Consider the following 24,962-nt stretch of genomic DNA (forward strand, 5'->3'; position numbering starts at 1 on the left):
AGGACGAGTACGAGGTGGCGCGCCGCCTGACCGACCCGGCCTTCCTCGACGAGGTCGCCGGCCAGCTGCCCGAGGGGGCGAACCTCACCTACCGGCTGCACCCGCCGGTGCTGCGGGCCATGGGCCGCAAGAAGAAGATCGGCATCGGCCCGCGCGGGCACGTCGCGCTCAAGCTCCTCGCCAAGGGAAAGCGCTTGCGCGGCACCAAGTTCGATCCCTTCGGGTACGCCCATGTGCGCCGGGTGGAGCGGGCGCTGCTCGCCCACTACACCGACATGGTGACCACCCTCGCGGACTCGCTCGACGAGGCAGGCTACGACCGCGCGGTCCAAGCCGCCGCCCTCGCCGACACCGTGCGCGGCTACGAGGACATCAAGCTCGCCAATGTCGAGCTGTACCGAAACAGCCTGCGCGACCTCGGTATCGAGCCGCCGAAGGTCGAAACCGACAGCGCGGCTGGGCAGTAGACCGCGCGCCTGGTCGAGCGTATAGGCCACGCTCCCGGGCATATGGAAAGCGGCCCGGAACCTCCCTGGTTCCGGGCCGCTTTTTCCTATCAGGACGTGGGGACCCACACGAAGCCGTGACCGTCGACGTACTTGCATTCGTGGAATGCGCCTTGCAGCCAGACGACCTTTCCGTCCAGGCCGCCGGAGCAGTACATATCGACCGCTTCGAACGTGCCCGGCGTGTACTGGGCGACAATCGCGGTGGGTGCCGGAATTGCCGTGTCGGCGGACGCTTGCGCGGGCAGGCCGAGAACGGTTGCGCCAGCGGCAATTCCGGCGAGCGCGGCAGCAAAGCGTATTTTATTCATGAGCGTATGACTTTCTTTCTTGCGTCGGCGCGTGTTCGGCGTCGATCGAAAGCGACGTTAACAGTGCGATGTGCCGGGTGGAATGGACTGCCGCTGCCAAACGTCATGGGGCACAATTACGGTGGGCGATCTTCACGTCGCTGACATGCAACTGCCAATTGTGCGATGGTGGCCTGTCATACTGGCCCGGTGGTATAGCCGGGCGCGGTCGATTCGTGCACCATGAATGCATGAATCTGCTCAATCTCGCAGCCGGCGAGGCGATGCGTTTGAACCACGGCTGGATCGGTCCGCAGCACGCACTGCTGGGTGTGCTGCGCGGTGACAGCGGCGATGTGGCGCGGCAGGCTCTGGAGCGGGCGGGTGTCGACGCAGAGGTTGTCGAAACATGGTTGAGCCGAGCCGGTTCCATGGAAACGCCGGATCAGCTGAGTCCTAATCCGCGCTGGTACACGGTGCACGGGCGTGCGGAGGGCTTCGCCTACGCCTCGGGCGCTGCCGAGCCTGACACTGTGCACTTTCTGTTGGCTGTGCTCTGGGATCGTACGCGCGGATTGTTACCCGAGAGCTCCGAAGGAACTCGTGCCGTCATCATTACCGCTATGCGCGATCTGGGCGTGGAACTGCCGCGCAGTCCGCTGCCCGAACTCGAGCCCTCGGCCCGTATGACCACCTACGTCGAATTTCCTCGGCGTGCAACGGACGACATCATTGCGCTGCTCGGTGTGCGTCACCCACCGGGGAGTGGTTCTAAATGGGCTTTCAATTATAAGAATGATGACGTTGCCTACGTCCGTGCTGAGTCGGGAATAGACCTCCAAGGCATTGTCGACGAAGCACTCGCGCGGGACGGTTAGATTTTCCGGTGTTCGATTACGAGCGGCGCGGCATGATGGTGTAGCTGAACGAGACCACGAAATCTATGGCGAGGATCAAGGTCCACGGGGCCATGACGCCCCACAGCGGGGCCGTGCGGTCGGTATCGCCGACGAGCAGGGTGAACACGCCGAGTACGGCGGCGGCCACGGCATAGGCCAGTAGATGTTTGAGCCATTGGCCGCGCTCCCTGGCGGCGTGCTCGCGTCCCGCTTTGGGCGGACGGATCGGCGCGGGCCCGCCGGCGAAACGATGTGCGAATCGCTGGTCAGCCCAGTCGATCATCTGCGAGCCGAACGCGATCGACACGCCGATGTAGATCGCCGCGAGGCCGTGCGTGAGCGACGCTTCGCCGCCGCGCCGCAGGTCGATCACCGAGGCGGCCAGCAGCACGACGTCGACCAGCGGAACCGAGGCGAGCAGGACGTTGCTCAGCCGCCGCGCCGAGGTCAGGTAGCGGACCGCCAGCCCGATGAGCAGCAGCACCCAGAAACCGATCTCACAGCCGATGATCAGCGCAATCACATGTCTCTCCTTTTTCGCACAGTCGAGCTGAATAAAAGATAACACGACTGTGCGAAAATAAGCCCATGCCCAAGATCGTGGACCACCAGAGCCGCCGCGTGGAACTCGCCGAGGCGGTCTGGCGCGTCATCGCCCGCGACGGCATCGACGAGATCTCCATCCGCTCGGTAGCCGCCGAGGCTGGCTGGTCCTCCGGCGCCCTACGGCACTACTTCGCCACCCGCGCCGAACTCCTGGCCTTCGCCTGCGAGGAGGTGATCACCCGCGTCACCACCCGCATAGCCGCCCTGCCCCGCACCGGCTCCGCCCGCGACATCTTCCGCGCCATCCTGCACGAGACCATGCCCCTCGACGACCGCCGAATCACCGAGTCCGCCATAGCTTTTTCCTTCGTAGTCCTAGGCCTCAGCAACCCGCACCTCGCCGCCGTCCAACGCAAACACTTCGGTCAGATGTACGAGCTGTGCCATCGTTTGATCTCGGATCTGTCCGCCATGAACGCACTGGTCGTACCGGCTCTCCCCAGTGACGTGCTCGCGCAGCGTCTCCACGCGCTGGTGGACGGCCTCAGCCTGCAACGACTCGCGGGCCACCTCACCTCTCGCGACGTGATTGCCCGACTCGATGTGTTCCTGGACGAGATCATCACGGAATGACGCGGTGACGGCGACTCCCGTTGTCTTCGTTCGATTTACGCGCGTACGGCCGGCGGTCGATGGGGTAGTTGTAGAGGTGACGTAGCTCACCGATCTGAAACATGGCGCGTGGGAACCATGCGTTTTGTCCGGGCGTCGAAGCATAGTAAGTGCCGAGACCTTCGGCACGCGTGCGAGAACACCGGTAATCGAATACCGATGCTGTGGGGAGGAAGAGATGATGTCGAAGATTCCAGCGGTGCTGGCGATCTGCTGCGGTGTCCTGTCGATCGGCGCGTGCGGCGGAGGATCTGGGCGGCCGAACCCCTCCCATGCGAGCCCCGTACCGCTGCCAGAGCCGACGTCCAGCAGCCAGGCCGTGGCCGCCGAAAACCTCGGTGCCCTATGGCCTTTCACGGTCGACCACGGCACCATCGAATGCCGCGCGGGCGAGCAGGCGGTGTTCACTGCGCCGGACGGCAAGTCTTATGCGCTCAACGACAGAGCCGAGCAGGCGGGTCTACCGTCCCTGGAACCCTTGCGTGCCAATGGTTCTGGAGGCGACAAAATCAGCCTCGGGGCGCTGCGCAGCAGAACCCTGCAGTTGTGCAGATTCGCGGGATCGTGAACTGTGACGTGATCATCCGTGCGTGCGGCGTTGTCGAGCCGGCGACGGAGGGTATCGCCGGATGGTTCACAGGGCGAGAGGTTGGCCAGGGGTGAGGATGTGGACGGTGGTGTCGGGGGCGAGGGCGGTGGCGGCGTCGCGGTAGAGGTCGGGGCGGTTGCGGGTGGATTTGGTCATGAGGCGGTCGCCGAGGGGGCCGCTGGTGAAGGCGTAGTGGATGGGAACGGCGAGGCGGGGGCGCAGGGCTCGGGTGAGGTCGGCGGCTTCGGTGGCGTCCATGACGACCTGATGGTTGAAGGCGGGGCGGATGCGCAAGCCGTTGATGGGCAGGAGGGCCAGGTCCAATTCGCCGAAGCAGTGGGCGATTTCGTCGAGTTCGGCGATGCGGAGGGTGTCCGCGCCGAAGAAGACGCTGCGGCCGTCGGCGCGTAGTACGAAGGTGACCTCGGGTACGCCGTGGCTGGCGGGTGTGGCGGTCACCTCGACGGCACCGAGATGGGTTGACTGCCAAGTGTCCAACTCGATGACGTTGTGAAATCCCGCCGCGCGTACCTGCTTTGCGAGACCGCGCACGACGGCGAACGGCACATTCTTGTCCGGATAGCTCCGCAACGCTCCGAGGTCGCAGTGGTCGTAGTGGGCATGGCTGATCACGATGCCTGCCAGCTCCGGAAGATCGGCGGCGGTGGCGATGCCGCGCGGCTCGCCCTGGTGGTAGAAGCGGCGCTCGGACAGCCACGGATCGGTGAGGATCCGGGCACCGCCGAAGTCGAGCAGGACGCTGGCGTGCACGACGCGAGTCACGGTGACAGACATGGGCTTTCCTAACAAGACAGTTGTCTGCTGACATCTGTCAGTTGACACCCGTCCTGCTAGCATGTCAAGGGTGACGGCGAAGAAGGACACCGCGCGGGATCGCAACCGCCGTGGCGAGGGCGCCCGCCTGCGCGAGGAACTCGTGGCGGCGGCGAGTCGCCTGTTGGAAACGTTGGACGGCCAGGAATCGCTGTCGCTGCGGGCGGTCGCGCGAGCCGCCGGTATCGCGCCGCAAAGCGTGTACCTGCACTTCGCCGACCGCCGCGAACTGCTCACCGCGGTATACGAGGTGCGCTTCGCCGAGTTACGCGCGGCGCTGTCGACCGCGTCCGCGACGGACGCCCCCACCCGCCTCGCCGAAATATGCCGCGCCTACTGCGAATACGGCCTGCGCAACCCGGGCCACTACCGCGTATTGTTCGGCACAGCAGGCACCCCCGGCTGGGAACCCACCGACGCCCAACTACCCGGCCTACCCCTGTTCCGACTCCTCGCCGACACGGCCGAGTCCTGCGGCAGCACCAACCCCACCGCCACCGCCACCTGCCTCTGGGCAGCCATGCACGGCCTCATCACCCTCCGCCAAGACCGCCCCAGCTTCCCCTGGCTGGACCTCAATGTCCTCATCGACACCCTCATCTCCGCCCACTTGGCCGCCGCCCGAAAAGAACTCCCTTGAGTGAGGCGGTGGCAACCGCCGACAGCGTCAGACATAGTGCCAGCAGCAGGATTTCGGCTCCGTAGGTTATTCCGAGAGGGACGTTGTAGTAGCCGAGGCGCCAGCGCGCATGTTCCGGGATGGTCAGTACGTGATTGTCGAATACCAGGTCGGCATGGCCGAGGTGCGCGAAGTAGATCTTCGCCGCTTGCAGCGCGCAGGACAGCATGGCGAAATCGCAACGAAGATGGACAGCGCCCGCGCGGTCCGAGAACGCCGGGCAAGCATTATCGACAACGTGGCCACGACTATCGCACCGCTGGTCACGACGGCTGCCGCAATGTCGTAGGCGACCAACGATTCCCAAAAGTACAGCGGTGAGAATCGCAGTGCCAATGCGCCGACGACAGCCAGGCAGCAGACGATCGATCGCACCCTGCTAATTCTCGATACGGCGAGCAACGCAGGGTCGTCCACGCAAGTCATGCTAGTGCGGTATCGGACAATCACCCAGGCTCCGGATGAACCGTGGAGGATGCGGACATCCTGGAGATAGTCGTCGATAGTGGATATTCGGCCAAGCAAAAGCTCAGGCCGACCAGTGAAACACTGGCCGACCTGAGCTACTGAGTAGCGGGGACAGGATTTGAACCTGCGACCTCTGGGTTATGAGCCCAGCGAGCTACCGAGCTGCTCCACCCCGCGTCGGGTGTTCTCAACCTTACACATAGATCGGCAGGATGCGAAAACGCCTGGTGGGGTGGGGTGCCGGGGCCCGGCGCGGGCCCCGGCGGGAGGGGGTCAGCCGAACTTGATCCCTTGGGCGAGGGGGAGTTCGGCGGAGTAGTTGATGGTGTTGGTGGCGCGGCGCATGTAGGCCTTCCACGAGTCCGAACCGGATTCGCGGCCGCCGCCGGTCTGCTTCTCGCCGCCGAACGCGCCGCCGATCTCGGCGCCGGAGGTGCCGATGTTGACGTTGGCGATGCCGCAGTCGGATCCGTCGGCGGCGAGGAAGCGTTCGGCCTCGCGCTGGTCGGAGGTGAACACGGCGGACGAAAGCCCTTGCGGCACTTCGTTGTGCATGGCGATCGCGCTGTCGAAGTCGTGGTAGGTGAGCACGTAGAGGATCGGCGCGAAGGTCTCCTCGCGCACCACGGCGGTCTGCGCGGGCATCCGCACGATGGCGGGGCGCACGTAGTAGGCGTCGTCGCCGAAGCCGTCGACTCGTTCACCACCGCAGATCAATTCGCCGCCGTCGGCGAGTGCCCGGTCCAGCGCGGCCCGCATCGCGGTGTAGGAGCGGCCGTCGATCAGCGGGCCGACCAGCACCCCGTCTTCGAGCGGATTGCCCACGCGCAGTTGCTGATACGCGCTCTCGATCCGCTCGATCAGCGGGCCGACCACGTCGGCGTGCGCGATCAGCCGGCGCAGGGTGGTGCACCGCTGCCCGGCCGTGCCGGCCGCGGCGAACACGATGCCGCGCGCGGCGAGTTCCAAATCCGCTGAGGGCGTGACGATCGCGCCGTTGTTGCCGCCCAGCTCGAGCAGGCAGCGGCCGAAACGCTCGGCCACCCGCGGCGCGACGATGCGGCCCATCCGCACCGATCCGGTCGCGCTCACCAGCGCCACCCGATCGTCGTCGACCAGCCGGGAACCGACCTCCGCCGAACCCTGAACCAGTTGGTGCACTTCGGGATCCGCGCCGACGTCGGTCGCCGCGCGGCGCAGCAGGCTGTGACAGGCCAGCGCGGTGAGCGGCGTCGTCTCCGAGGGCTTCCACACCACGGTGTCGCCGCAGACGAGCGCGATCGCGGTGTTCCACGCCCACACGGCCACCGGGAAGTTGAACGCGGAGATGACCCCGACGACGCCGAGGGGATGCCACGTCTCCATCAACCGGTGCCCGGGGCGCTCCGACGGCATCGTCTGCCCGTAGAGCTGGCGGGACAGGCCGATCGCGAACTCGCAGACGTCGATCATCTCCTGCACCTCGCCCGCGGCCTCGGCGCCGATCTTGCCCGCCTCGAGCGTCACCAGCTCGGCGAGCTCGCTCTTGTGCGTGGTGAGCAGCTCGCCCAGCCTGCGCACGACCGCGGCGCGGACCGGCGCGGGCACGGTGCGCCAGGCGCGGAAGGCGGTGGCGGCGCGGCCGATAGCGGCGTCGACCTCCTCCGGCGAGCTGGCTCGCAGGGTCATCAGCTGCCCGCCGGTGATCGGGCTGCGGGCGGGCAGGTCGCCCGTTTCCGGGGGTTCAACGCCGAGTCCGCGCAGCACCGTCGAGGCGCGCTCCGCCAGTTCCCGGGTGGTCTGATCGCCGAGTACATCCGTCATGTGTTGCTCCGCCGTACCTTTCGGCCGCAATGCGGCATCTCTGTCCCATGTCTTGGGAGGATCGGGGTGAGGTTTCTGCCACGAGGGGGTCTGCCTGGGTTAGTCTCCGCTGATGGCGGATACACCTGCACGACCTGCACTCGACGACATTGATCGCCTGCTGATTCGTGAGCTGATGGCCGATGGGCGCGCCACGCTGTCGAATCTGGCCGAGAAGGCGAGCCTTTCGGTGTCCGCCGTGCAATCGCGGGTGCGCAGGCTGGAAGCGCGCGGGGTGATCCGCGGCTACACGGCGCACGTCGACCCGGAGGCACTGGGCCAGCTGTTGTCGGCATTCGTCGCGATCACTCCTCTCGACCCGTCCCAGCCCGATGACGCCCCCGCGGTGTTGCAGCACATCCCCGGGATCGAGGCGTGCCACTCGGTGGCAGGGGATGAGAGCTATGTCCTGCTGGTCCGGGTGGCCTCGCCCCGGCACCTCGAGCAGCTGCTGCAGGAGATCAGGGCGACCGCCAACGTCAGAACTCGAAGCACCATCATCTTGCAGACATTCTATGACAGGTAGGCGTTACGCGTAATTAATCCGCTTTCCCGTACAGAAACCGTAAATTTTGCGTACTCTCGGTGGTGTGACCATCGAACTGGAACGCACTCGCCCGGCGGTCACCCCCGCCGCCCGGGTGCACGAGATCTTGTCGGCCAGCATCCTCGCCGACGGCTTCGACTTGGTGCTGGACCTACAGAAGTCCCGTGGCTGCAAGCTCATCGACGAACGTGACGGCAGCGCCTATCTGGACATGTTCGGCTTCTTCGCCTCCAACGCGCTGGGGATGAACCACCCCGCGCTGGCCGAGGACGCCGAGTTCCGCGAGGAGCTGACGACCGCCGCGCTCAACAAGCCGAGCAACTCCGACATCTACACCGTCGAAATGGCCCGGTTCGTCGAGACATTCGTGCGGGTGCTCGGCGATCCCCGGCTGCCGCACCTGTTCTTCATCGACGGCGGCGGCCTCGCCGTGGAGAACGCGCTCAAGATCGCGTTCGACTGGAAGAGCAGGCACAACGAAAGCAATGGCCGCGCACCGGAACTCGGCACCAAGGTGCTGCACCTCACCGGCGCCTTCCACGGCCGCACCGGCTACACGATGTCGCTCACCAACACCGACCCGGTGAAGACCGCCCGCTTCCCCAAGTTCGACTGGCCGCGCATCGACGCCCCGTTCCTCGCCGACGGCACCGACATCGCCGAGGCCGAGGCCGTCGCGCTGGACCAGGCCCGCCGCGCGTTCGCCGAAAACCCGCACGACATAGCGTGTTTCATCGCCGAGCCGATCCAGGGCGAGGGCGGCGACCGGCACCTGCGGCCGGAGTTCCTGCAGGCGATGCAGCGGCTCTGTCACGAGAACGACGCGCTGTTCATCCTCGACGAGGTGCAGACCGGTGTCGGCATGACCGGAACCACCTGGGCCTACCAGCAACTCGGCGTTCAGCCGGACGTCGTCGCGTTCGGCAAGAAGACCCAGGTGTGCGGCGTGATGGCGGGCGGACGCGTGGACGAGGTGCCCGACAACGTCTTCGTGGTGAACTCCCGGATCAACTCGACCTGGGGCGGCAACCTCACCGACATGGTGCGCGTGCGGCGCATTCTCGAGGTGCTGGAACAGGATTCGCTCGTCGAGCGGTCGAAGTCGCTGGGCGCGCACCTGCTCGATCGGCTGCGGACGCTGGCCGCGCAGCACCCGAGCGTCACCGAACCGCGCGGTCGCGGGCTGATGTGCGCGGTCACCCTGGCGTCGGCGCACCTGCGCGACGAGGTGGTCACCGCGCTGCGTGAGCGGGAGCACGTGCTGATCCTCGGCACCGGCGAGCGGGGCATCCGGTTCCGGCCGCCGCTGACGGTGACCACCGCCGAACTGGATGCCGCGGTCGACGCGCTGGATCGGGTGCTCACCGGATTCGAGTAAGGCTCCGATCGCGCGAAATCCCAAGGCGCGCTCAGCAACACGGTCACGCGCTGTCTGCCGGATGGTATTCGTCCGACAGGCAGCGCGTTTCGTCAGGTGCGTGCTGTGGCAGGCACGAAATCGCTTAGCGGCAAGTATTCACGAATTGGCCTACGCAGCAGGTCTTTCAGCGGACGATCAAGCCGAGACCGCCTTCGACGAATCGCCGGACACTGGTCAATCCCGCTTCCAGCGCGGGCTCATAACCCTCGCGCGCCCAGCCGCCGACCTCGGCGGCACCGTCGCCGGTGGGCCGCACCCCCACTTCGGCGACCATCTCCGCGGTGGTCGGCTCGCATACCGCCCACGAGAAGTGGGACTCCACCGCCCATTCCGCGCTGCGCCGCGCGACATAGCCGGGGTCGGTGATGCCGCCCTCGGCGAGCGCGGGCCGGTCGTCGATGCGGTCGTCGGCGCGCAACGCCCGCAGGTACCAGGTGCCCGCGTTGATCTCGATCGGTTCCATCAGTGCACGCGTCTCACTCGATGGACCGCCGGTCGCGGTTGCGGCGGCGACCGTGACCTCGGCCGTGACCGTGTCCGCCGTGCCCGCCGCCGAACAGCAGCGCGCCCATCAGCGGGATGGCCAGGAACCACAGCCAACTGTGGGTGACGAAGAACAGGATGACCGCGAGGATCGGGATCACCGCCATCACCCGCTCCGGCCACTCCGAGAGGAAACCGGACTCCGGCTTGGCGGGCACCGCCGCGGCTTTGACCAGCGGATCGGGTAGATCCGCGAACACCGGCGTGAGGTCGCCCCGGGTGACGGCGGCCGCGATCACCGCGCTGCGCTCATCGAATTCCGCGACGCTGAGCCGTCCGGCTGCGAAATGATCGGACAGTCGTTGCATCGCCGCCTCGCGCTCCGCGGTGCCGATACGGATATCGGGTAGATCCTCCATGAGGAAAAGGCTAGCGGGAGGTACAACACCATGGGTGAGACGTGGTTCGGCCACTATCGCCTCGATCGATTGCTCGGCAGCGGTGGCACCGGACAGGTGTGGCTGGCGCAGGACAGCATCGCCGATCGTGCCGTCGCGTTGAAGGTGTTGTCCGCCACGGTGGCGGCCGATCCCAAGTATCGACAGCGGTTCACCAGAGAGGCCAGGCTGGCGGCCCAGGTGCGCGGGCCGCACCTGGCGGCGATCCACGAGTTCGGCGAGATCGACGATCGGCTCTACCTCGCGATGGAGTACATCGAGGGGACCGACCTGGCCACCGTGCTCCGGCTCGAGGGGCCGATGTCGCCCGCGCGGGCGGTGCGGGTCGTCATGCAGGTCGCGACGGCGCTCGACGCCGCGCACTGGGCGGGTCTGGTGCATCGCGACGTCAAGCCGGCCAACATCATGGTCGATCCGAACGGGCACGTGCACCTGATCGACTTCGGGACCGCGTACCGGATCGACCAGCCCGCCATCACGACGAGCAGCAATGTGGTGGGCACGTTGGCGTATATGGCGCCGGAGCGTTTCTCCAGTTCGGGCGATGCGCGCTCGGATCAGTACTCGCTGGCCTGTGTGCTGTACGAATGCCTCACCGCGCGACGGCCTTTCGGCAATGCCGACGCGGCGCAGTCGATGGTCGCGCACCTGATGACCGATCCACCGCTCGCCGCGGACTTCAATCACGCGGTGCCCGCCGCGCTCGACGCCGTCATCGCCAGGGGGATGGCGAAGGTGCCGGAGCAGCGCTGCGCCAGCGCGGGGGAGTTCGCGTCGGCCGCGTATGCCGCGATCACCGGGCTCGACGTGCCGACGGTGGAGACCTCTGCCGCTGTGCTGTCGGCGACCGCGCTGCCCAGGCCGTTTCGAGTCGCCGAAACGCGGCCGTTGCGTACGCCGGATTCGCTCGGCGCCGGTTCGGCGGATTCGCAAGGCATTACGCGTCAGGACAGGCTCGATGAGGGGGACAGGGCGCGACGCCTGGCGAGGTCGCGGGTCGCTGTCGGTGCGCTGGTCGCGTTGCTCGTGGCGGTGGGACTGGCATTGTGGCTCGGTCGGCCCGGCGACGGAAGAGACTCGGCGGCATCGACATTCGGGCCGCCGACGACACACGGTGGGACCTCGGAGTCGCGGCTCGCCCCGCCGCCCGCCACGCGGACCCCGGAACCCGTTGCGCCGCAGACCAAGCCGATCGCCACCGCGCCGGTTGTGTGGCAGCCGTGCGATCCAGCCGTCGACGGGCGTGGATTGGCGGGGGACGGAACGCCATTGCTGTGTGTCGGCACGGTCGGCCGCCTGGCGAACTGGGTGCCCGCCGAGTCGAATGCCGAGCCGCCGGAGAACACGGCGAAGCGGGATCGCGGAGACTTCGGCGGCGGGAACAACGGCGACGGCAGTGGCGATGCCAATGTCAACGCCCCTGGCAATGGCAACGGTTCCGGCCCCGGCAATAACAACGGCAACGGTCCCGGCAACAACAACGGCAACGGGCACGGCAAGCACGGCAAAGACAAGTAGCGGCCGCTGTTGCTGAGGACACACTGGCCGCCCGGGCGGGGCGGGGTTAGGCTCCGAAGGAGGTTGGGTTCTTCGGTGTTCGCGGTATGAGCTGGCGTTTTCCAGCGCAGCCGTGGTCGGGCTGGAGGCCGGCGGGCCGGGCCTGGACAAGTCGACGGCGACTGGAGGTTCGCGATGGGGGAGGTGCGATTCGGGGGTTATCGGCTGGCACGGTTGCTCGGCAGGGGCGGGATGGGGCAGGTCTGGCTGGCCCACGACGACGCGGCCGCGCGCTGGGTCGCGTTGAAGCTCTTGCCGGTCGAGCTCGCGGCGGACGCGGGGTACCGCAGGCGCTTCGAGCGCGAGGCCGAGGTGGTCGCCCGGCTGCGCGATCCGCGTATTCCGCGCATCCATCGGTTCGGTGAGATCGACGGCAGGCTGTTCATCGACATGGAGTTCGTCGAGGGGCGCGACCTGTCGATCGAGATCGCGTCGGGGGCATTGTCGCCCGCGGCCGCCGTCGGCGTGGTCGGGCAGGTGGCCGCCGCCCTCGATGTGGCGCACCGCGTCGGGCTCGTGCACCGGGATGTCAAGCCCTCCAACATCGTCGTCCACTCCAGCGGCTTCGCCTACCTGATCGACTTCGGCATCGCGCACGGCATCGGCCAAACCGCCGTCACCACCACCGGATTGGCGATCGGCACCCTGGCCTACATGGCGCCGGAACGGTTCGCCGGAAAGGCCGACGCGCGGTCCGACGTGTACTCGCTGGCCTGCGTACTGTACGAATGCCTCACCGGGGCAAGGCCTTACGGCGATACCGACCCCGCTCAGCAGATGCACGCGCACCTGACGTCGGATCCGCCGCGCGCGGCCGCCCGCAATGCCGCCGTTCCGGTCGCCCTGGACGCCGTCATCGCCCGGGGAATGGCGAAGAGTCCAGACGATCGTTATCGCACAGCGGGGGATTTCGCGGCCGCCGCGCACGCCGCGATCGGTACCCGGTCGCCGGTGCTGCCGGTGCGACCGCCGAGAACGCTTGTGGCGTCCGAACTGCCGGCGAATCCACCGGAGCCTTCGGCGTCTAGAGCGCCGGGGCGTATGCCAGAAGGTCCTGCGCCGACCAAGGTTATGCCCGAGCCTGGTCCAGCACCGACTCGGGTGGCGACTCGGCTCGACGTGCCCACACCGAGTTACCCACGGCCGCAAGCATATCCGTCAGCCGGTGCCGTACCGCAGCGCCGGCTGGCTGCCGGGGCAAGCGCATATCCCGTCTCACCGCCAGGCTCACACCCCGGGGCCGGTGCCGCGCAGCGTGATTCGGTCGCCCGGCAGGTCGGCGCGGCTGCGCGAGGGGTACGCGCCCTCGTGTTTCCGCATTCGACCCGGCCGAAGCCCGAGTCGGGTCGTCCGGCCGAGTATCTTTCTGTGCCGCAGTCGCCTCCGGGTGTTCCGCAGCAGCGTTACCCCGTCGGGTACGGGCGTCGCGTCTTCCCCGCACCCGCGAAAGCCCCCAAGCGCCACACGGACGCTCGGCGACCCCCTGTGCGGCGGCCTCGGCGCAAGCGCGGCGGGGTGCTGTCGAAGGTGGTCGGAGCGTTGGTCGTCGTCTTCCTGACGCCGTTCATGTTGGCTGCGGGGTGCGTCGCGCTGTTGGCAGGCACTCGAAGTGGCGACTCGGGTGGTACCGGTGCACCGCGGCCCACGGCGACGGCCGAGGAGAATCCAGCTCCGCCGCCGGAACAACCCGACACGCGGGGTGTCGCCGCCGCGGGAATTCCGGTGCGGGACGGCAAGTTCGAGTTCGTCGTCGCCGACGTCGACACGGGCGTCCACCGGGTCGGCCTCCAGTCGGCGGCAGGCTCGTTCGTGATCGTCACCCTCGACGTCCGCAACATCTCCGGCGAGTCGAAGTGGTTCCTGCCCTTCGGCCAGCGCCTCTTCGACGCCCAGGGCACCCCGTTCGACCACAACACCACCGCCACCATGTGGCAGTCCGCCCAGCACGGATACAACTACTCGTTCGAACTACCCCCTGGCCAGTCCGCAACCACCCAACTGGTCTTCGACCTGCCCGCCGACACGTCCCCGAACCACCTCGAACTACACGACTTCCTCCTCTCCAACGGCGTCGCGGTACACCTCGGCTAACACAACGCACGTACCCCTGATCCCACGCATACCGAACCGCATGCGAATCCTTGCGAGGAAATCGAAGAGTGTGCGGCGCGGCGGTTTCGAGCGTCGCTCAGCGGGGCCGGAAACGAGGCACGGTCGTGCCGAGATGCCTCAGAGACGGCGCGCTCGGGCCGCAGAGGCGTCTCGGGCGGCGCGCAGTACCGGACGGCAAGGCGCCGTGGATGAAGAGGTCAGGCGACACGGCATGCGACGCTACTGGTTCGCGGGTGCTCTCAGGCGACGCGCGCGGTGTCGGACAGCACCGAGTGCACCGCTCGCCGCCCGATGTCCAACGCCTTGGCGAGCAGCGTGACGTCTCGCGCGGCGCTGTCGACATCCGGCGAACCGGCGGGTGGGTGGATTTGCAGGACGGCGTCGCCGAGTTGCGCTAGGGCGCGGTCTTCGATGGCCTGTTGGTGCGGGCGCTGGATCCACGCGCGGTAGGCGCCGGGGGCGGTGGCGCGGAGGTAGCCGCCGCCGACTACGCGGTGCAGGAGGGAGGCCGGGGGGCGCTGTTCGTCGACACGGCGGGTGCGCAGGACGAGGGCGTGTGTGGCCCCGTCGCGGACGGCCGTGCGGATCGGGACGGTTTCGGTGAGGCCGCCGTCGAAGTAGTGCGCGTCGCCGAGGGGGACGGGCGGGCCGGCCAGAATGGGCAGGCCCGCGGAGGCCCGCAAAGCGCGCTTGAGCGTGCGCTTGTCGACGATGTGCGGGTGCAGGTCGACGGCGCGGCCGGTGCGGATGTCGGTGGCGATGGGGTGAAAGGTGGTGGGGTTGGCCAGGATTGCCGGGAAGTTCATGCCCTCGAGGCCGTCGTAGACCTGATGTACGAGGTAGCGCAGGTCGAACGCGGGGCGTCCGCGCAGCAGCCTGGCCGGGTCGATGGCGCGGCGCATGATCACCGGATCGGTCCAGGAGCGCATGCCCGCTATCGCGCGGCCGCCGAGCAGCCACGCCCCGTTGATCGCGCCGGCCGACGTGCCGTAGACGGCGTCGAAGACCGCGCCGAGGCCGAGTTCCTCGAGCGCCGACACCATGCCGCTGGAGTAGACGCCGCGACTGCCGCCGCCCTCGATGACGAGCACCAGCCGGTTGCCGTCGGCGCGGCTCCCCGCCGCGCGGCGGGCGCGGATCATCTCCGCGACGGCGGAGACGGTCGGCGTACTGGTCACCGGACCACGATACGACAGAGCGGGCGCGGGCGTCATCGGCCCAGCGCCCGCTCGAAGCGGTGTTCGCTCTACGTTTACGCGAGCAGCACTACCTAGTCGTATCGCGTCCGGACGAAGGGATCCGGCGCGTCAGCCGACCGTTACTTGATCTCGGCGAGCACGGTCCCCTGCGTGATCGCGGCGCCCGCCTCGACGGACAGCCCGGTGACCACACCGGCCTTGTGCGCGTTGACCGGGTTCTCCATCTTCATGGCCTCGAGCACCACGATCAGGTCGCCCGCCTCGACGGACTGACCCTCCTCCACGGCGACCTTCACCACGGTGCCCTGCATGGGCGCGGTGACCGCGTCACCGGAGGCCGCGCCGCCGCCGGCACCGCCACGCTTGCGCGGCTTCGGCTTCTTGCGGATCACGCCCGCGCCGTTACCCGCGGGAGCACCGCCACCGCCGCCCAGGCTGAACTGGCCGGGCAGCGACACCTCGACGCGACGCCCGCCGACCTCGACGACCACCTTCTGCCGCGGCAGCTCCTCGTCCTCGTCGGCCTGCGCACCGCCGGTGAACGGCTCGATGGTGTTGGTCCACTCGTTCTCGATCCACTTGGTGTAGACGTCGAACTTGGTGCCGTCGCCGATGAACGCCGGGTCCTCGACGATCGCGCGGTGGAACGGGATGACCGTGGCGAGGCCGTCGACCTCGTACTCGGCCAGCGCGCGCCGGGCCCGCTCGAGCGCCTGCGTGCGGTTCTCACCGGTGACGATCAGCTTGGCCAGCATCGAGTCGAACTGCCCGCCGATCACGCTGCCCTGCACCACGCCGGAGTCGACGCGCACGCCGGGGCCGGTCGGCTCCTTGTACACCGAGACCGGGCCGGGGGCGGGCAGGAAGCCGCGGCCGGCGTCCTCGCCGTTGATGCGGAACTCGAAGGAGTGCCCGCGCGGGGTCGGGTCCTCCTTGATGGACAGCTCCTCGCCGTTGGCGATGCGGAACTGCTGGCGCACCAGGTCGATGCCCGCGGTCTCCTCGGTGACCGGGTGCTCGACCTGCAGGCGGGTGTTCACCTCGAGGAACGACACCGTCTCGCCCTGCACCAGGTACTCGACCGTGCCTGCGCCGTAGTAACCGGCCTCGCGGCAGATCGCCTTGGCCGAGGCGTGGATCTTGGCGCGCACCTCGTCGGAGAGGAACGGCGCGGGCGCCTCCTCGACGAGCTTCTGGAACCGGCGCTGCAGCGAGCAGTCGCGGGTGCCCGCGACCACCACGTTGCCGTGCTTGTCGGCGATGACCTGCGCCTCGACGTGGCGGGCCTTGTCGAGGTACTGCTCGACGAAGCACTCGCCCCGGCCGAACGCGGCGACCGCCTCGCGGGTGGCCGACTCGAACAGTTCGGGGATCTCCTCGATGGTGTGCGCGACCTTCATGCCGCGGCCGCCGCCGCCGAAGGCGGCCTTGATCGCGACGGGAACGCCGTACTCCTTGGCGAACGCGACGACCTCGTCGGCGTTCTTCACCGGGTCCTTGGTGCCCGCCGCCATCGGCGCGTTGGCGCGCTCGGCGATGTGGCGCGCGGTGACCTTGTCACCGAGGTCGCGGATCGACTGCGGCGAGGGGCCGATCCAGATCAGCCCGGCGTCGATGACGGCCTGGGCGAAGTCGGCGTTCTCGGAGAGGAATCCGTAGCCGGGGTGGATGGCGTCGGCGCCGGAGCGCGACGCGGCATCGAGAATCTTGTCGAAGACAAGGTACGACTCGGCCGAGGTCTGGCCGCCGAGCGCGAACGCCTCGTCGGCGAGCTTGACGAACGGAGCGTCGGCGTCCGGCTCCGCGTACACCGCGACGCTGCCGAGGCCGGCGTCCTTGGCCGCCCGAATCACGCGCACAGCGATCTCGCCTCGGTTAGCTACGAGTACCTTCGTGATCCGTGCGCTGGCGTGGCTGGGCACTGAGCCTCCTGTGTGCAATCTTTTCGGTCGCCCCGTGGTCGACGAAACTACGTCTGGGCGAGTGTAGGCAGTCTGCCAACAGACGCCGAACTCGGCCAGTCCTACTGAACAGTAAGTGGCGAATCACAAAGGCACCATTCGGAAGGAAAGGCGTGCGTGCGCTACCCGCCGCGGACCCGGCGGCCCGCGGCGGCCGGTGCGGCGCCGGGTTCAGACCCCTTGGCGATCGGCATGCGCACCGAGTTGCCCCACTCGGTCCACGAGCCGTCGTAATTGCGCACGGTGCCGAATCCGAGCAGATAGGTCAGCACGAACCAGGTGTGGCTGGAGCGTTCGCCGATCCGGCTGTAGACGATGAGGTCGTCGTCGGCGCCGAGCGCGCCGTAGATCGCGTCCAGCTCGGCGCGCGAGCGGAATCGGCCGTCGGGGCCGAACGCCTCGGTCCAGGGAATATTGGTGGCCGTGGGGATGTGCCCGCCGCGCAGCGCGGCGTCCTCCGGATCGACCGGGGGCTGGATGAATTCGCCGGAGTACTCCTCGGGCGAGCGCACGTCGATCAGCGGCTTGCCGAGGTGGGCGAGCACGTCCTCGCGGAACGCGCGGGCGCTGCCGTCGTCGCGTTCGACGGCGGGATAGTCGCTCGGCCGGTGGTGCGGGGTGTCGAAGGTGGTGTCGCGTTCCTCGGAGATCCACGCGCCCCGACCGCCGTCCAGCAACCGCACATCTTTGTGCCCGAACAATGTGAACACCCACAATGTGTGCGCCGCCTGCGCGTTGCCCCGGTCACCGTAGACGACCACGGTATCGTCACGCTCGATTCCCTTGGCGCGCATCAACTCGGTGAATCGGGCTCCGTCGATGTAGTCACGTGTGACCGGATCGTTCAGATCCCCCCGCCAATCGATCTTGGTAGCGCCGGGAACATGCCCGATGTCATACAGCAATATGTCCTCGTTGGACTCGACGATCTTGAGTCCCGGAGTGCCGATGTTTGCCGACAGCCACTCTGTGGTTACTAGTCGGTGAGGATGTGCGTAAGAACCTGATGCGGGATGCGGGTCCGGAGCAGCGGGCACGATGTGGGTCCTTCACACGTGGTAGACGGTGGTTTCAGCGGTTCGGGTCTCACAGCGATGGTATGTGTGAGGCGTTAGTGACTCTCGTTTCAGATCACAAATCGGCTGAATGGGCGAATAAATCGCACCTGCATCCGATAAAGTCTCCCGGGAGGAGGGGTGAGCTATGTCCGATTCTTGGCCGCGGCGGCGACTGCTCGCGATCCTACGTGGCGCCAGCGAGCCTCTCGACGCCCAGGAACTGGCCAGAATCACCGGACAACACGTCACCACGGTTCGGTTTCATCTGGACGTGCTCACCAGAGAATCCCTGGTGCGCCAATTCCAGCAACCGCCGCGCGGTCGCGGACGTCCGCGGATCGGTTACAGCGCGGTGCAGCGATCGGTCGGTTACCAGGAACTCGCGCAGGTGCTCGCCGATCAGCTCGGCCCCGATCCGCGCAGGCGCTCCGAGGCGGCCATCGCGGCCGGACGGGCCTGGGGCGCGAAGCTCGACGCGGGTGAGCACCGGGTCGAATCGCTCGACGACGCCAAAGAAGTGACCATGACGGTGCTTTCGGAACTGGGCTTCGCCCCCGAACGCGACCCGAACGAGACCAGCGATCAGGCCCTCGTCCGCCTCACCGCCTGCCCACTGCGCGAGCTCGCGCGCACCCACTCCGAGGTGGTGTGCGGCGTGCACCTCGGCCTGATCAAAGAGGTACTCGACCGCAGCGGCGCGCGCGGCGAGGTGAACGTGCGGCTGCACCCGTTCGTCGAGCCGGAACTGTGCGTGGTGCGGCTGGAGATGCTGGCGCGGCGCGCGGAGCTGCGGCACGACGACCTGCGGCACGACGACCTGACCCGCGAGGCACTGCGGCATGACGACCTGCGTGAGGATCCGCGGCACGACGAATTGCGCCGCGACGAGCTGCGGGGCGAGCCGGACAACCGCGAGGTCGTCACCGTGCCGGTGGTCGGGGACACGATGGTTTCGGAGCCGCTGATCGCGCCGCCGTCAGGGAGCCGTGTGGCCCCACAGCTGCGTAACGGCGACCCCAACATCGCCAAGCAGTCGGCGCAGCAGTGGTAGGCCGATCCCGATCACGCTGGACGGATCGCCGTCGATGCGGTCGACGAACCAGCCGCCGAGTCCGTCGAGGGTGAACGCGCCCGCCACGCGCAGCGGCTCGCCGGTGGCGATGTAGGCGTCCAGCTCGTCGGGCTCCGGCTTCGCGAAATGCACTGTGGTGGAACTGCAGTCGACCGCCTCGGCGATGATCCGGCCGTCGCGCAGCCGCAGGACGCAATGCCCGGTCACCAGATCGGCACTGCGCCCGGCCATCTCGCCCCAGCGGGCCCTGGCGACCTCGGGGGTGTGCGGCTTGCCCTGAAGCTCGCCGTCCACGAGCAGCATCGAATCACAGCCGACGACAACGCAATCGGCGTCGAGGCCGGGGATGGTCGCGGCGACCGCCGCGGCCTTGGCCTTGGCCAGCTCGACGACGACCGTCTCGGGGCCGGTGCCCTCGGGCAGCGCGGCCGCGATCGCGTCCTCGTCCACGTCGGACACCCGGACGATCGGATCGATGCCCGCCGAGCGGAGTACTTCCCGGCGGGCCGGCGACGCGGAGGCGAGAACGAAGGTCGTCACCCGCGCAGGTGCGACAGCTGCGGGAAGGCGTAGGGCGAGAACGGGGACGTGCCCCGGTGCATGAAGCTCGGGCGACCCCACAGATCCGGCGGCCCGGACGGGCCGGTCGCGGTGCTCTCCGCGGCCGCGGACAGCACACAGACCAGTGCCGCGACCTCCTCGTCACTCGGGTTGCCCTTCACGACGGTGAAGAACGGCGCGGCCGTCTCCGCCGCGGAGTCGGCGACAGGCGCGTCGACCCCGCCTGCCTCGGCGTCGTCGGTGAGGGAGCCGACGAGGTCGAGTTCGGCGGCGGTCAACACCTCTTCTTCTGCCACGGTCGTCACGGTGCCAGATCCTCTCTTTGCCTGATCAGGCGTGTTCGGTATGCGAAATGAGCGAACGGATGACGCGATCATCCTGGGATCCACTCATTGCGTCTCTACATCCAGTGTGCGCGGGCTACCGAGGGTATCGCCGGTACGCGGCCGGATGTTGCGGCCGGAATCACAGCGGGATGTTGCCGTGCTTCTTCGGCGGCAGAGTTACCATCTTGCGCTCGAGCAGGCGCAGCGCCGAGACGATCTGGCCGCGGGTGTGCGAGGGCGGGATGACCGCGTCCACGTAACCCCGCTCGGCGGCGACGTACGGATTCACCAGGGTGTCCTCGTACTCGTTCTGCAGCTGAAGCCGCAGCGCATCGACGTCTTCACCGTTGGTGGCCGCGTCCTGCAGCTGCTTGCGGTAGACGAACCCGACGGCGCCCGAGGCGCCCATCACGGCGATCTGCGCGGTCGGCCAGGCGAGGTTCACGTCCGCGCCCATGTGCTTGGAGCCCATCACGTCGTAGGCGCCGCCGTAGGCCTTGCGCGTGATGACCGTGATTTTTCCCACAGTCGCCTCGCCGTAGGCGTAGAGCAGCTTCGCGCCCCGCCGGATGATGCCGTTGTACTCCTGGCCGGTGCCGGGCAGGAAGCCGGGGACGTCGACCAGGGTGAGGATCGGGACGTTGAACGCGTCGCAGGTGCGCACGAAGCGCGCGGCCTTCTCCGAGGCGTCGATGTCGAGGCAGCCGGCGAACTGGGTCGGCTGGTTGGCCACGATGCCGACGCTGCGGCCGTCGATGCGCCCGAAGCCGACGATGATGTTCATCGCGCGCTCGGCCTGCACCTCGAGGAACTCGTCGTCGTCGAGCAGGCGACGGATCACCTCGTGCATGTCGTAGGGCTGGTTCGGCGAGTCCGGGATGATCGAGTCCAGCTCGAGGTCTTCCTCGGTGAGCGAGTCCTCGATGGCGCCGTCGATCGGGTCGGTGGCCGGGAAGCGCGGCGCCTCGGCGCGGTTGTTGCTCGGCAGGTAGGACAGCAGGTCCTTGACGTAGTCGAGCGCGTCCTGCTCGCCGGAGGCGACGTAGTGCGCCACACCGGATTTGGTCATGTGCGTGTGCGCGCCGCCGAGGTCCTCCATGGTGACGTCCTCGCCGGTGACCGTCTTGATGACATCGGGTCCGGTGACGAACATCTGGCTGGTCCCGTCGACCATCACCACGAAGTCGGTGAGCGCCGGGGAGTACACGTGCCCGCCCGCGGCCGGGCCCATGATCAGCGAGATCTGCGGGATCACGCCGGAGGCCTGGATGTTGCGGTGGAAGATCTCGCCGTAGAGGCCGAGCGAGACGACGCCCTCCTGGATGCGCGCGCCCGCGCCCTCGTTGATGCCGATCAGCGGGCGACCGGTCTTGAGCGCCAGGTCCATCACCTTGACGATCTTCTCGCCGTAGACCTCGCCGAGGCTGCCGCCGAACACGGTGACGTCCTGGCTGAAGATGCAGACGTCGCGGCCGTCGATGGTGCCGTAGCCGGTCACCACGCCGTCGCCGAGCGGCCGGTTCTTCTCCAGGCCGAAGTTCACGCTGCGGTGCCGCGCCAGGGCGTCGAGTTCGACGAACGAACCCTCGTCCAGCAGAGCGAGGATGCGCTCGCGGGCGGTCATCTTGCCCTTCGCGTGCACCTTGTCGACCGCGGCCTCACCCATCGGGTGCTTGGCCTCATCCAGCCGATTCCGCAGGTCAGCCAGCTTCCCGGCGGTGGTGTGGATGTCGGGGGCGCCCGCCGGATCTTGCGCGGACTGCTGCTGGACACTCGTCATGGCTCCGGAGTGTAACGAGTGGCAATGCTTCCCACTAACCCAGTAGGGGCTACCGGTGGGTAAAAAGCGCAGCTAGATCGCGTGGTGGCGGCAGATTTGCAGGTGTTTTGGCGTGTTTGCGCCGGTAGAAAATCCCTATCGCCGCGCGTGGTGGCCCAGTTAGCCTGGAAGAGTCCAGTTTTCGTGCTCAGGGGGAGGAGCCCAGATATGTGGGAATGGAGCAAAACCGTCGCGGAGTACGCCGCCGCGGCCGCGTGGACGAGGTGTCACACCGGCGAGATCGAGCCGACGATCGTCGATCCGGACTACCGGGCCGAGGCCGCCCACGGCGACGCCGACAGCATCGACTGCGCGGAACGCGCACCGAGCGAGATGTACATCCTCGTCGGATAACCGGATACGACCTCGTCGGGCAGGCCATCGCGCACCAAGTAGCCTGCCCGTGTGACCAGGTCTCCTTTGGACGCAGAGCAGTTGCGACGCAGTCTCACCGAATCGCCCGAGCTGTCGTTCTTCCGCCACATCGAGGTGGTGGAGTCGACCGGGTCCACCAACGCGGACCTGATCGCGCGCGCCGGCGAGCCGGACGCCGATCGCGCGGTACTCCTTGCAGAGGCGCAGGAGCAGGGGCGCGGGAGACACGCACGCACCTGGGTGAGCCCGCCGCGGGCGCAGATCTCGATGTCGCTGCTCGTGCGGCTGCCCGGGATCGAGCCCGCGGTGCTCGGCTGGCTGCCGCTGCTCACCGGCGTCGCCGTGGTGGACGCGCTGCGCGCGACGGCCGGTGTGCACGCGAACCTCAAGTGGCCCAACGACGTACTGATCGATGGCCGCAAAGTGGCGGGCATCCTCGCCGAGGTCGCGGCCGCCGACGGCGTACCGGCTGTGGTCATCGGCATGGGGCTGAACGTGAGCCTCAGCGAGGCGGAACTGCCTGTGCCGCATGCCATCTCGCTCACCATCGCCGGCGCCGCGAACACCGACCGGACGCTGATCGTGCGGTCGATGCTCACCGAGTTCGCCCGCCGCTTCACGGCGTGGCGCGACGCGGGCTGGCGCACAGACGATCTCGCCGCCGCGTACCGCGAGCGCTGCGCCACATTGGGGGCGCAGGTGCGCGCCGAACTGCCCGGGGGCCGGACGCTCACCGGCACGGCCACCGATATCGACGACGCGGGCCGCCTGCTGATCGGTGATCGGGCAGTTTCGGCGGGCGACGTCACGCACCTGCGCGCCGAGTACTGAGCGCGAAAACTACACAGCCGCACAACCGGCCGGTGTCGCGGTGGCGGGCACATGATTGTGCTGCACGACGCGGTTCGGTGTCGGCGTTTCGGCATCCGCACGCGGTAGTGTTCCGGCCATGGGTTATCCGGAGGATGTGCTTGCGCCGGAAGAACAGCTGATCCTGCACCGTCATCCACACTGGAAGATGCTGTTCTGGCCGGTCGTGACGTTGATCGTCGTCACCGCGCTCGCCGGTTTCGCCGGGGGGATCGCGTCGCGCAAAGCCGAGGGGACCGCGCGATCGGCGCTGCTGATCACGGTGCTCGTGGTCTGGCTGATCATTGTCGTGTGGCGTTGTGTCGCACCGATTCTCAGTTGGAAGTCGACGCATTTCATCATCACCGACCGGCGCGTGCTCGTCCGGCAGGGCGTGCTCACGCACACCGGCATCGACATTCCGATGAGCCGGATCTCCAGCGTGCAGTTCCGGCACGGGCTGTTCGACCGGATGCTCGGAACCGGCACGCTGATCATCGAATCGTCGTCCTCGGAGCCGCTCGAGTTCGACGACATTCCGGCCGTGCAGCGGGTGCACGCGCTGATGTATCACCAGGTCTTCGGCGTCGATCACGACGAGTACGGCCATGGCGAGTACCGCGGCGAGCACGGCGAGTACCGATGACGGGGGCGGCGATGACGAGGGGCGGGGGCAGGTGACGGGTGAGCCCGTTAACCTGGGGATATGACGGCCGTACTGCTAGCTGAAGACGACGAGGCGATCGCCGCGCCGTTGTCGCGCGCACTGGGGCGCGAGGGGTACTCGGTCACCGTCGAGCGCTTCGGTCCCGCTGTGCTCGAGCGGGCCCTGGAGGGCCATCATGACCTGCTCATTCTCGATCTCGGCCTGCCCGGCATGGACGGGTTGGAGGTGTGTCGTCAGGTCCGCGCCCGCGGCGCCGATCTGGCCGTGCTGATGCTCACCGCGCGCACCGACGAGGTCGACTTCGTCGTCGGATTGGACGCGGGCGCAGACGATTACGTCGGCAAGCCGTTCCGCCTCGCCGAGTTGCTCGCCCGGGTGCGAGCCCTGTTGCGGCGCAGCGGGATCGGCGACGACACGGTGGAGGTCGGCGGCATCCGGCTCGAGCCGGCCGCGCGCCGGGTGCTGGTGAACGGCGTCGAGATCGGCCTGGCGAACAAGGAATACGAGTTGCTGAAGGTGCTGATCGATCGCGCCGGTCAGGTGGTGCCGCGCGAGACCATTCTGCGCGAGGTCTGGGGCGACGCCGAACTGCGCGGCTCCAAGACGCTGGACATGCACATGTCCTGGCTGCGCCGCAAGATCGGCGACGAGGGCCCGATGGCGGAGCGGCGCATCGTCACCGTGCGCGGCGTCGGGTTCCGATTGAATACCACTTAACGTGCGGCGCAGAATCTTGCGGTCCATGCTCACCGTGTTGACCCTCACCACGGTGGTGCTCGGCGTGCCGCTGATCTACACGGCGTGGCTGTGGGTGGAGGACATCACCCGCGACGAGTTGCAGAGCAAACTCGAGCGGATCGCCACGGTGATCATCGAACAGGAGCGCGGCGACGGCCTCGTGCCCGGCGAGCTCGACACCCGATCGGTGGAGCCGCTACTACCGCAGGACGGCAAGCTCACCATCATCTATCCGGCCCCGCGGGACAACGCCTCGCGCGTGGACATCGGCGTCGGCCAGGTCGCCGATCCGCTGGTCGAGTCCCTGTCGATGGGCACGAAAGGCTCTCTGCGCCTGGAGGTTCCGTCGGCGCCGATGCACGCCAGGCAGCAGCAGGCCGTCGCGGTGGTCGCGCTGGCGGTGCTCGCCTCGCTCGGCGCCGCGGTCTCGGTCGC

Annotated in this window: 27 protein-coding genes, 1 tRNA gene and 1 pseudogene; 16 read left to right on the top strand and 13 right to left on the bottom strand. The window is 67.9% G+C overall.

Going from position 1 to position 24,962, the window contains the following annotated elements; genetic code table 11:
• Nucleotides 1-467, top strand: a 467-nt coding sequence (locus tag ON39_RS06220; protein WP_040732113.1) for a DUF6537 domain-containing protein, incomplete at its 5' end; no start/stop codon positions are given.
• Between the two features lie 89 nt (nucleotides 468-556).
• Here the strand turns inward: ON39_RS06220 and ON39_RS06225 are convergent.
• Nucleotides 557-817: a hypothetical protein gene (locus tag ON39_RS06225; protein WP_040732115.1), complete on the bottom strand. Its 261-nt coding sequence runs from the start codon at nucleotides 815-817 to the stop codon at nucleotides 557-559.
• Nucleotides 818-1,047: 230 nt separating this feature from the next.
• Between ON39_RS06225 and ON39_RS06230 the strand changes: the two genes are divergently transcribed.
• The gene (locus tag ON39_RS06230) at nucleotides 1,048-1,674 is read left to right on the top strand and encodes a Clp protease N-terminal domain-containing protein (RefSeq protein ID WP_040732118.1); all 627 of its coding nucleotides are present in this window, start codon (nucleotides 1,048-1,050) and stop codon (nucleotides 1,672-1,674) included.
• A gap of 16 nt (nucleotides 1,675-1,690) precedes the next feature.
• Here ON39_RS06230 and ON39_RS06235 read toward each other — a convergent pair whose 3' ends face one another.
• Complete coding sequence (locus ON39_RS06235; protein ID WP_040732121.1) at nucleotides 1,691-2,218, bottom strand: hypothetical protein; 528 nt, start codon at nucleotides 2,216-2,218, stop codon at nucleotides 1,691-1,693.
• A gap of 65 nt (nucleotides 2,219-2,283) precedes the next feature.
• Here ON39_RS06235 and ON39_RS06240 point away from each other — a divergent pair, with 65 nt between their 5' ends.
• Both ON39_RS06240 and ON39_RS06245 read left to right on the top strand, forming a co-directional pair.
• A complete protein-coding gene (locus tag ON39_RS06240) occupies nucleotides 2,284-2,874 on the top strand; it encodes a TetR/AcrR family transcriptional regulator (protein ID WP_040732123.1) in 591 nt (196 codons plus the stop codon).
• A gap of 217 nt (nucleotides 2,875-3,091) precedes the next feature.
• The gene (locus tag ON39_RS06245) at nucleotides 3,092-3,481 is read left to right on the top strand and encodes a DUF2511 domain-containing protein (RefSeq protein WP_051186346.1); all 390 of its coding nucleotides are present in this window, start codon (nucleotides 3,092-3,094) and stop codon (nucleotides 3,479-3,481) included.
• Between the two features lie 66 nt (nucleotides 3,482-3,547).
• Here ON39_RS06245 and ON39_RS06250 read toward each other — a convergent pair whose 3' ends face one another.
• On the bottom strand, nucleotides 3,548-4,297 hold the full coding sequence (locus tag ON39_RS06250; protein WP_040732126.1) for an MBL fold metallo-hydrolase: 750 nt from the start codon (nucleotides 4,295-4,297) through the stop codon (nucleotides 3,548-3,550).
• Nucleotides 4,298-4,367: 70 nt separating this feature from the next.
• Between ON39_RS06250 and ON39_RS06255 the strand changes: the two genes are divergently transcribed.
• Both ON39_RS06255 and ON39_RS06260 read left to right on the top strand, forming a co-directional pair.
• Nucleotides 4,368-4,976: a TetR/AcrR family transcriptional regulator gene (locus ON39_RS06255; RefSeq protein WP_051186347.1), complete on the top strand. Its 609-nt coding sequence runs from the start codon at nucleotides 4,368-4,370 to the stop codon at nucleotides 4,974-4,976.
• 130 nt (nucleotides 4,977-5,106) lie between these two features.
• On the top strand, nucleotides 5,107-5,304 hold the full coding sequence (locus ON39_RS06260) for a hypothetical protein (protein ID WP_146251068.1): 198 nt from the start codon (nucleotides 5,107-5,109) through the stop codon (nucleotides 5,302-5,304).
• Nucleotides 5,305-5,586: 282 nt separating this feature from the next.
• On the opposite strand, the gene ON39_RS06265 is transcribed toward ON39_RS06260, so the two are convergent.
• Both ON39_RS06265 and amaB read right to left on the bottom strand, forming a co-directional pair.
• A tRNA-Met gene (locus ON39_RS06265) sits at nucleotides 5,587-5,660 on the bottom strand.
• Nucleotides 5,661-5,756: 96 nt separating this feature from the next.
• Nucleotides 5,757-7,286 carry an L-piperidine-6-carboxylate dehydrogenase gene (amaB, locus tag ON39_RS06270; RefSeq protein WP_110293473.1) on the bottom strand — a complete coding sequence of 510 codons (1,530 nt, stop codon included), beginning with the start codon at nucleotides 7,284-7,286 and terminating at the stop codon, nucleotides 5,757-5,759.
• 112 nt (nucleotides 7,287-7,398) lie between these two features.
• Here amaB and ON39_RS06275 point away from each other — a divergent pair, with 112 nt between their 5' ends.
• Together ON39_RS06275 and lat are read left to right on the top strand one after the other, a co-directional pair.
• The gene (locus ON39_RS06275) at nucleotides 7,399-7,851 is read left to right on the top strand and encodes an Lrp/AsnC family transcriptional regulator (protein ID WP_040732134.1); all 453 of its coding nucleotides are present in this window, start codon (nucleotides 7,399-7,401) and stop codon (nucleotides 7,849-7,851) included.
• A gap of 64 nt (nucleotides 7,852-7,915) precedes the next feature.
• Nucleotides 7,916-9,250 (top strand): L-lysine 6-transaminase, encoded by a 1,335-nt coding sequence (lat, locus tag ON39_RS06280; protein WP_051186348.1) that lies wholly within the window; start codon nucleotides 7,916-7,918, stop codon nucleotides 9,248-9,250.
• 166 nt (nucleotides 9,251-9,416) lie between these two features.
• Here lat and ON39_RS06285 read toward each other — a convergent pair whose 3' ends face one another.
• A complete protein-coding gene (locus ON39_RS06285; protein WP_040732137.1) occupies nucleotides 9,417-9,755 on the bottom strand; it encodes a hypothetical protein in 339 nt (112 codons plus the stop codon).
• A 13-nt stretch (nucleotides 9,756-9,768) separates the two neighbouring features.
• Nucleotides 9,769-10,194 (bottom strand): DUF1707 SHOCT-like domain-containing protein, encoded by a 426-nt coding sequence (locus ON39_RS06290; RefSeq protein WP_040732140.1) that lies wholly within the window; start codon nucleotides 10,192-10,194, stop codon nucleotides 9,769-9,771.
• A 30-nt stretch (nucleotides 10,195-10,224) separates the two neighbouring features.
• On the opposite strand from ON39_RS06290, the gene ON39_RS45660 reads away from it, so the two are divergent.
• Nucleotides 10,225-11,751: a serine/threonine-protein kinase gene (locus tag ON39_RS45660; protein WP_051186349.1), complete on the top strand. Its 1,527-nt coding sequence runs from the start codon at nucleotides 10,225-10,227 to the stop codon at nucleotides 11,749-11,751.
• A 174-nt stretch (nucleotides 11,752-11,925) separates the two neighbouring features.
• On the top strand, nucleotides 11,926-13,881 hold the full coding sequence (locus ON39_RS45665) for a serine/threonine-protein kinase (RefSeq protein WP_051186350.1): 1,956 nt from the start codon (nucleotides 11,926-11,928) through the stop codon (nucleotides 13,879-13,881).
• Between the two features lie 260 nt (nucleotides 13,882-14,141).
• Here the strand turns inward: ON39_RS45665 and ON39_RS06305 are convergent, their stop codons facing one another.
• The 3 genes from ON39_RS06305 to ON39_RS06315 all read right to left on the bottom strand — a co-directional run bounded on the left by ON39_RS06305 (nucleotide 14,142) and on the right by ON39_RS06315 (nucleotide 18,099).
• Nucleotides 14,142-15,080, bottom strand: a complete 939-nt coding sequence (locus tag ON39_RS06305; RefSeq protein ID WP_246002833.1) for a patatin-like phospholipase family protein — start codon at nucleotides 15,078-15,080, stop codon at nucleotides 14,142-14,144.
• 140 nt (nucleotides 15,081-15,220) lie between these two features.
• A complete protein-coding gene (locus tag ON39_RS06310) occupies nucleotides 15,221-17,023 on the bottom strand; it encodes an acetyl/propionyl/methylcrotonyl-CoA carboxylase subunit alpha (protein WP_040732142.1) in 1,803 nt (600 codons plus the stop codon).
• A gap of 161 nt (nucleotides 17,024-17,184) precedes the next feature.
• The gene (locus ON39_RS06315) at nucleotides 17,185-18,099 is read right to left on the bottom strand and encodes a sulfurtransferase (protein WP_040732143.1); all 915 of its coding nucleotides are present in this window, start codon (nucleotides 18,097-18,099) and stop codon (nucleotides 17,185-17,187) included.
• 166 nt (nucleotides 18,100-18,265) lie between these two features.
• On the opposite strand from ON39_RS06315, the gene ON39_RS06320 reads away from it, so the two are divergent.
• Entirely contained in the window at nucleotides 18,266-19,171 is a 906-nt protein-coding gene (locus tag ON39_RS06320) for a helix-turn-helix transcriptional regulator (RefSeq protein ID WP_040732145.1), read from the top strand.
• On the opposite strand, the gene ON39_RS06325 is transcribed toward ON39_RS06320, so the two are convergent.
• From ON39_RS06325 to ON39_RS06335, 3 genes are all read right to left on the bottom strand, one after another.
• Nucleotides 19,097-19,732 carry a nucleoside triphosphate pyrophosphatase gene (locus ON39_RS06325; protein WP_040732146.1) on the bottom strand — a complete coding sequence of 212 codons (636 nt, stop codon included), beginning with the start codon at nucleotides 19,730-19,732 and terminating at the stop codon, nucleotides 19,097-19,099. The two genes, ON39_RS06320 and ON39_RS06325, sit on opposite strands and share 75 nt — an antisense overlap.
• Nucleotides 19,729-20,058 (bottom strand): acyl-CoA carboxylase subunit epsilon, encoded by a 330-nt coding sequence (locus ON39_RS06330; RefSeq protein ID WP_040732151.1) that lies wholly within the window; start codon nucleotides 20,056-20,058, stop codon nucleotides 19,729-19,731. Before ON39_RS06330 ends, ON39_RS06325 begins: the two co-directional genes overlap by 4 nt.
• Nucleotides 20,059-20,218: 160 nt before the next feature.
• Complete coding sequence (locus ON39_RS06335; RefSeq protein WP_040732154.1) at nucleotides 20,219-21,859, bottom strand: acyl-CoA carboxylase subunit beta; 1,641 nt, start codon at nucleotides 21,857-21,859, stop codon at nucleotides 20,219-20,221.
• A gap of 207 nt (nucleotides 21,860-22,066) precedes the next feature.
• Between ON39_RS06335 and ON39_RS06340 the strand changes: the two genes are divergently transcribed.
• The 5 genes and pseudogenes from ON39_RS06340 to ON39_RS06360 form a co-directional block, all read left to right on the top strand.
• A complete protein-coding gene (locus ON39_RS06340; RefSeq protein WP_040732157.1) occupies nucleotides 22,067-22,252 on the top strand; it encodes a hypothetical protein in 186 nt (61 codons plus the stop codon).
• A 51-nt stretch (nucleotides 22,253-22,303) separates the two neighbouring features.
• The gene (locus tag ON39_RS06345; protein ID WP_040732159.1) at nucleotides 22,304-23,104 is read left to right on the top strand and encodes a biotin--[acetyl-CoA-carboxylase] ligase; all 801 of its coding nucleotides are present in this window, start codon (nucleotides 22,304-22,306) and stop codon (nucleotides 23,102-23,104) included.
• Between the two features lie 118 nt (nucleotides 23,105-23,222).
• Nucleotides 23,223-23,768 (top strand): PH domain-containing protein, encoded by a 546-nt coding sequence (locus ON39_RS06350; RefSeq protein ID WP_040732162.1) that lies wholly within the window; start codon nucleotides 23,223-23,225, stop codon nucleotides 23,766-23,768.
• A 60-nt stretch (nucleotides 23,769-23,828) separates the two neighbouring features.
• Nucleotides 23,829-24,506: a response regulator transcription factor gene (locus ON39_RS06355; protein ID WP_040732167.1), complete on the top strand. Its 678-nt coding sequence runs from the start codon at nucleotides 23,829-23,831 to the stop codon at nucleotides 24,504-24,506.
• A gap of 25 nt (nucleotides 24,507-24,531) precedes the next feature.
• Nucleotides 24,532-24,962, top strand: a pseudogene (locus ON39_RS06360) (sensor histidine kinase); the annotation flags it as partial.

The organism is Nocardia tenerifensis NBRC 101015 (assembly GCF_000308715.1).
Taxonomy (GTDB): domain Bacteria; phylum Actinomycetota; class Actinomycetes; order Mycobacteriales; family Mycobacteriaceae; genus Nocardia; species Nocardia tenerifensis.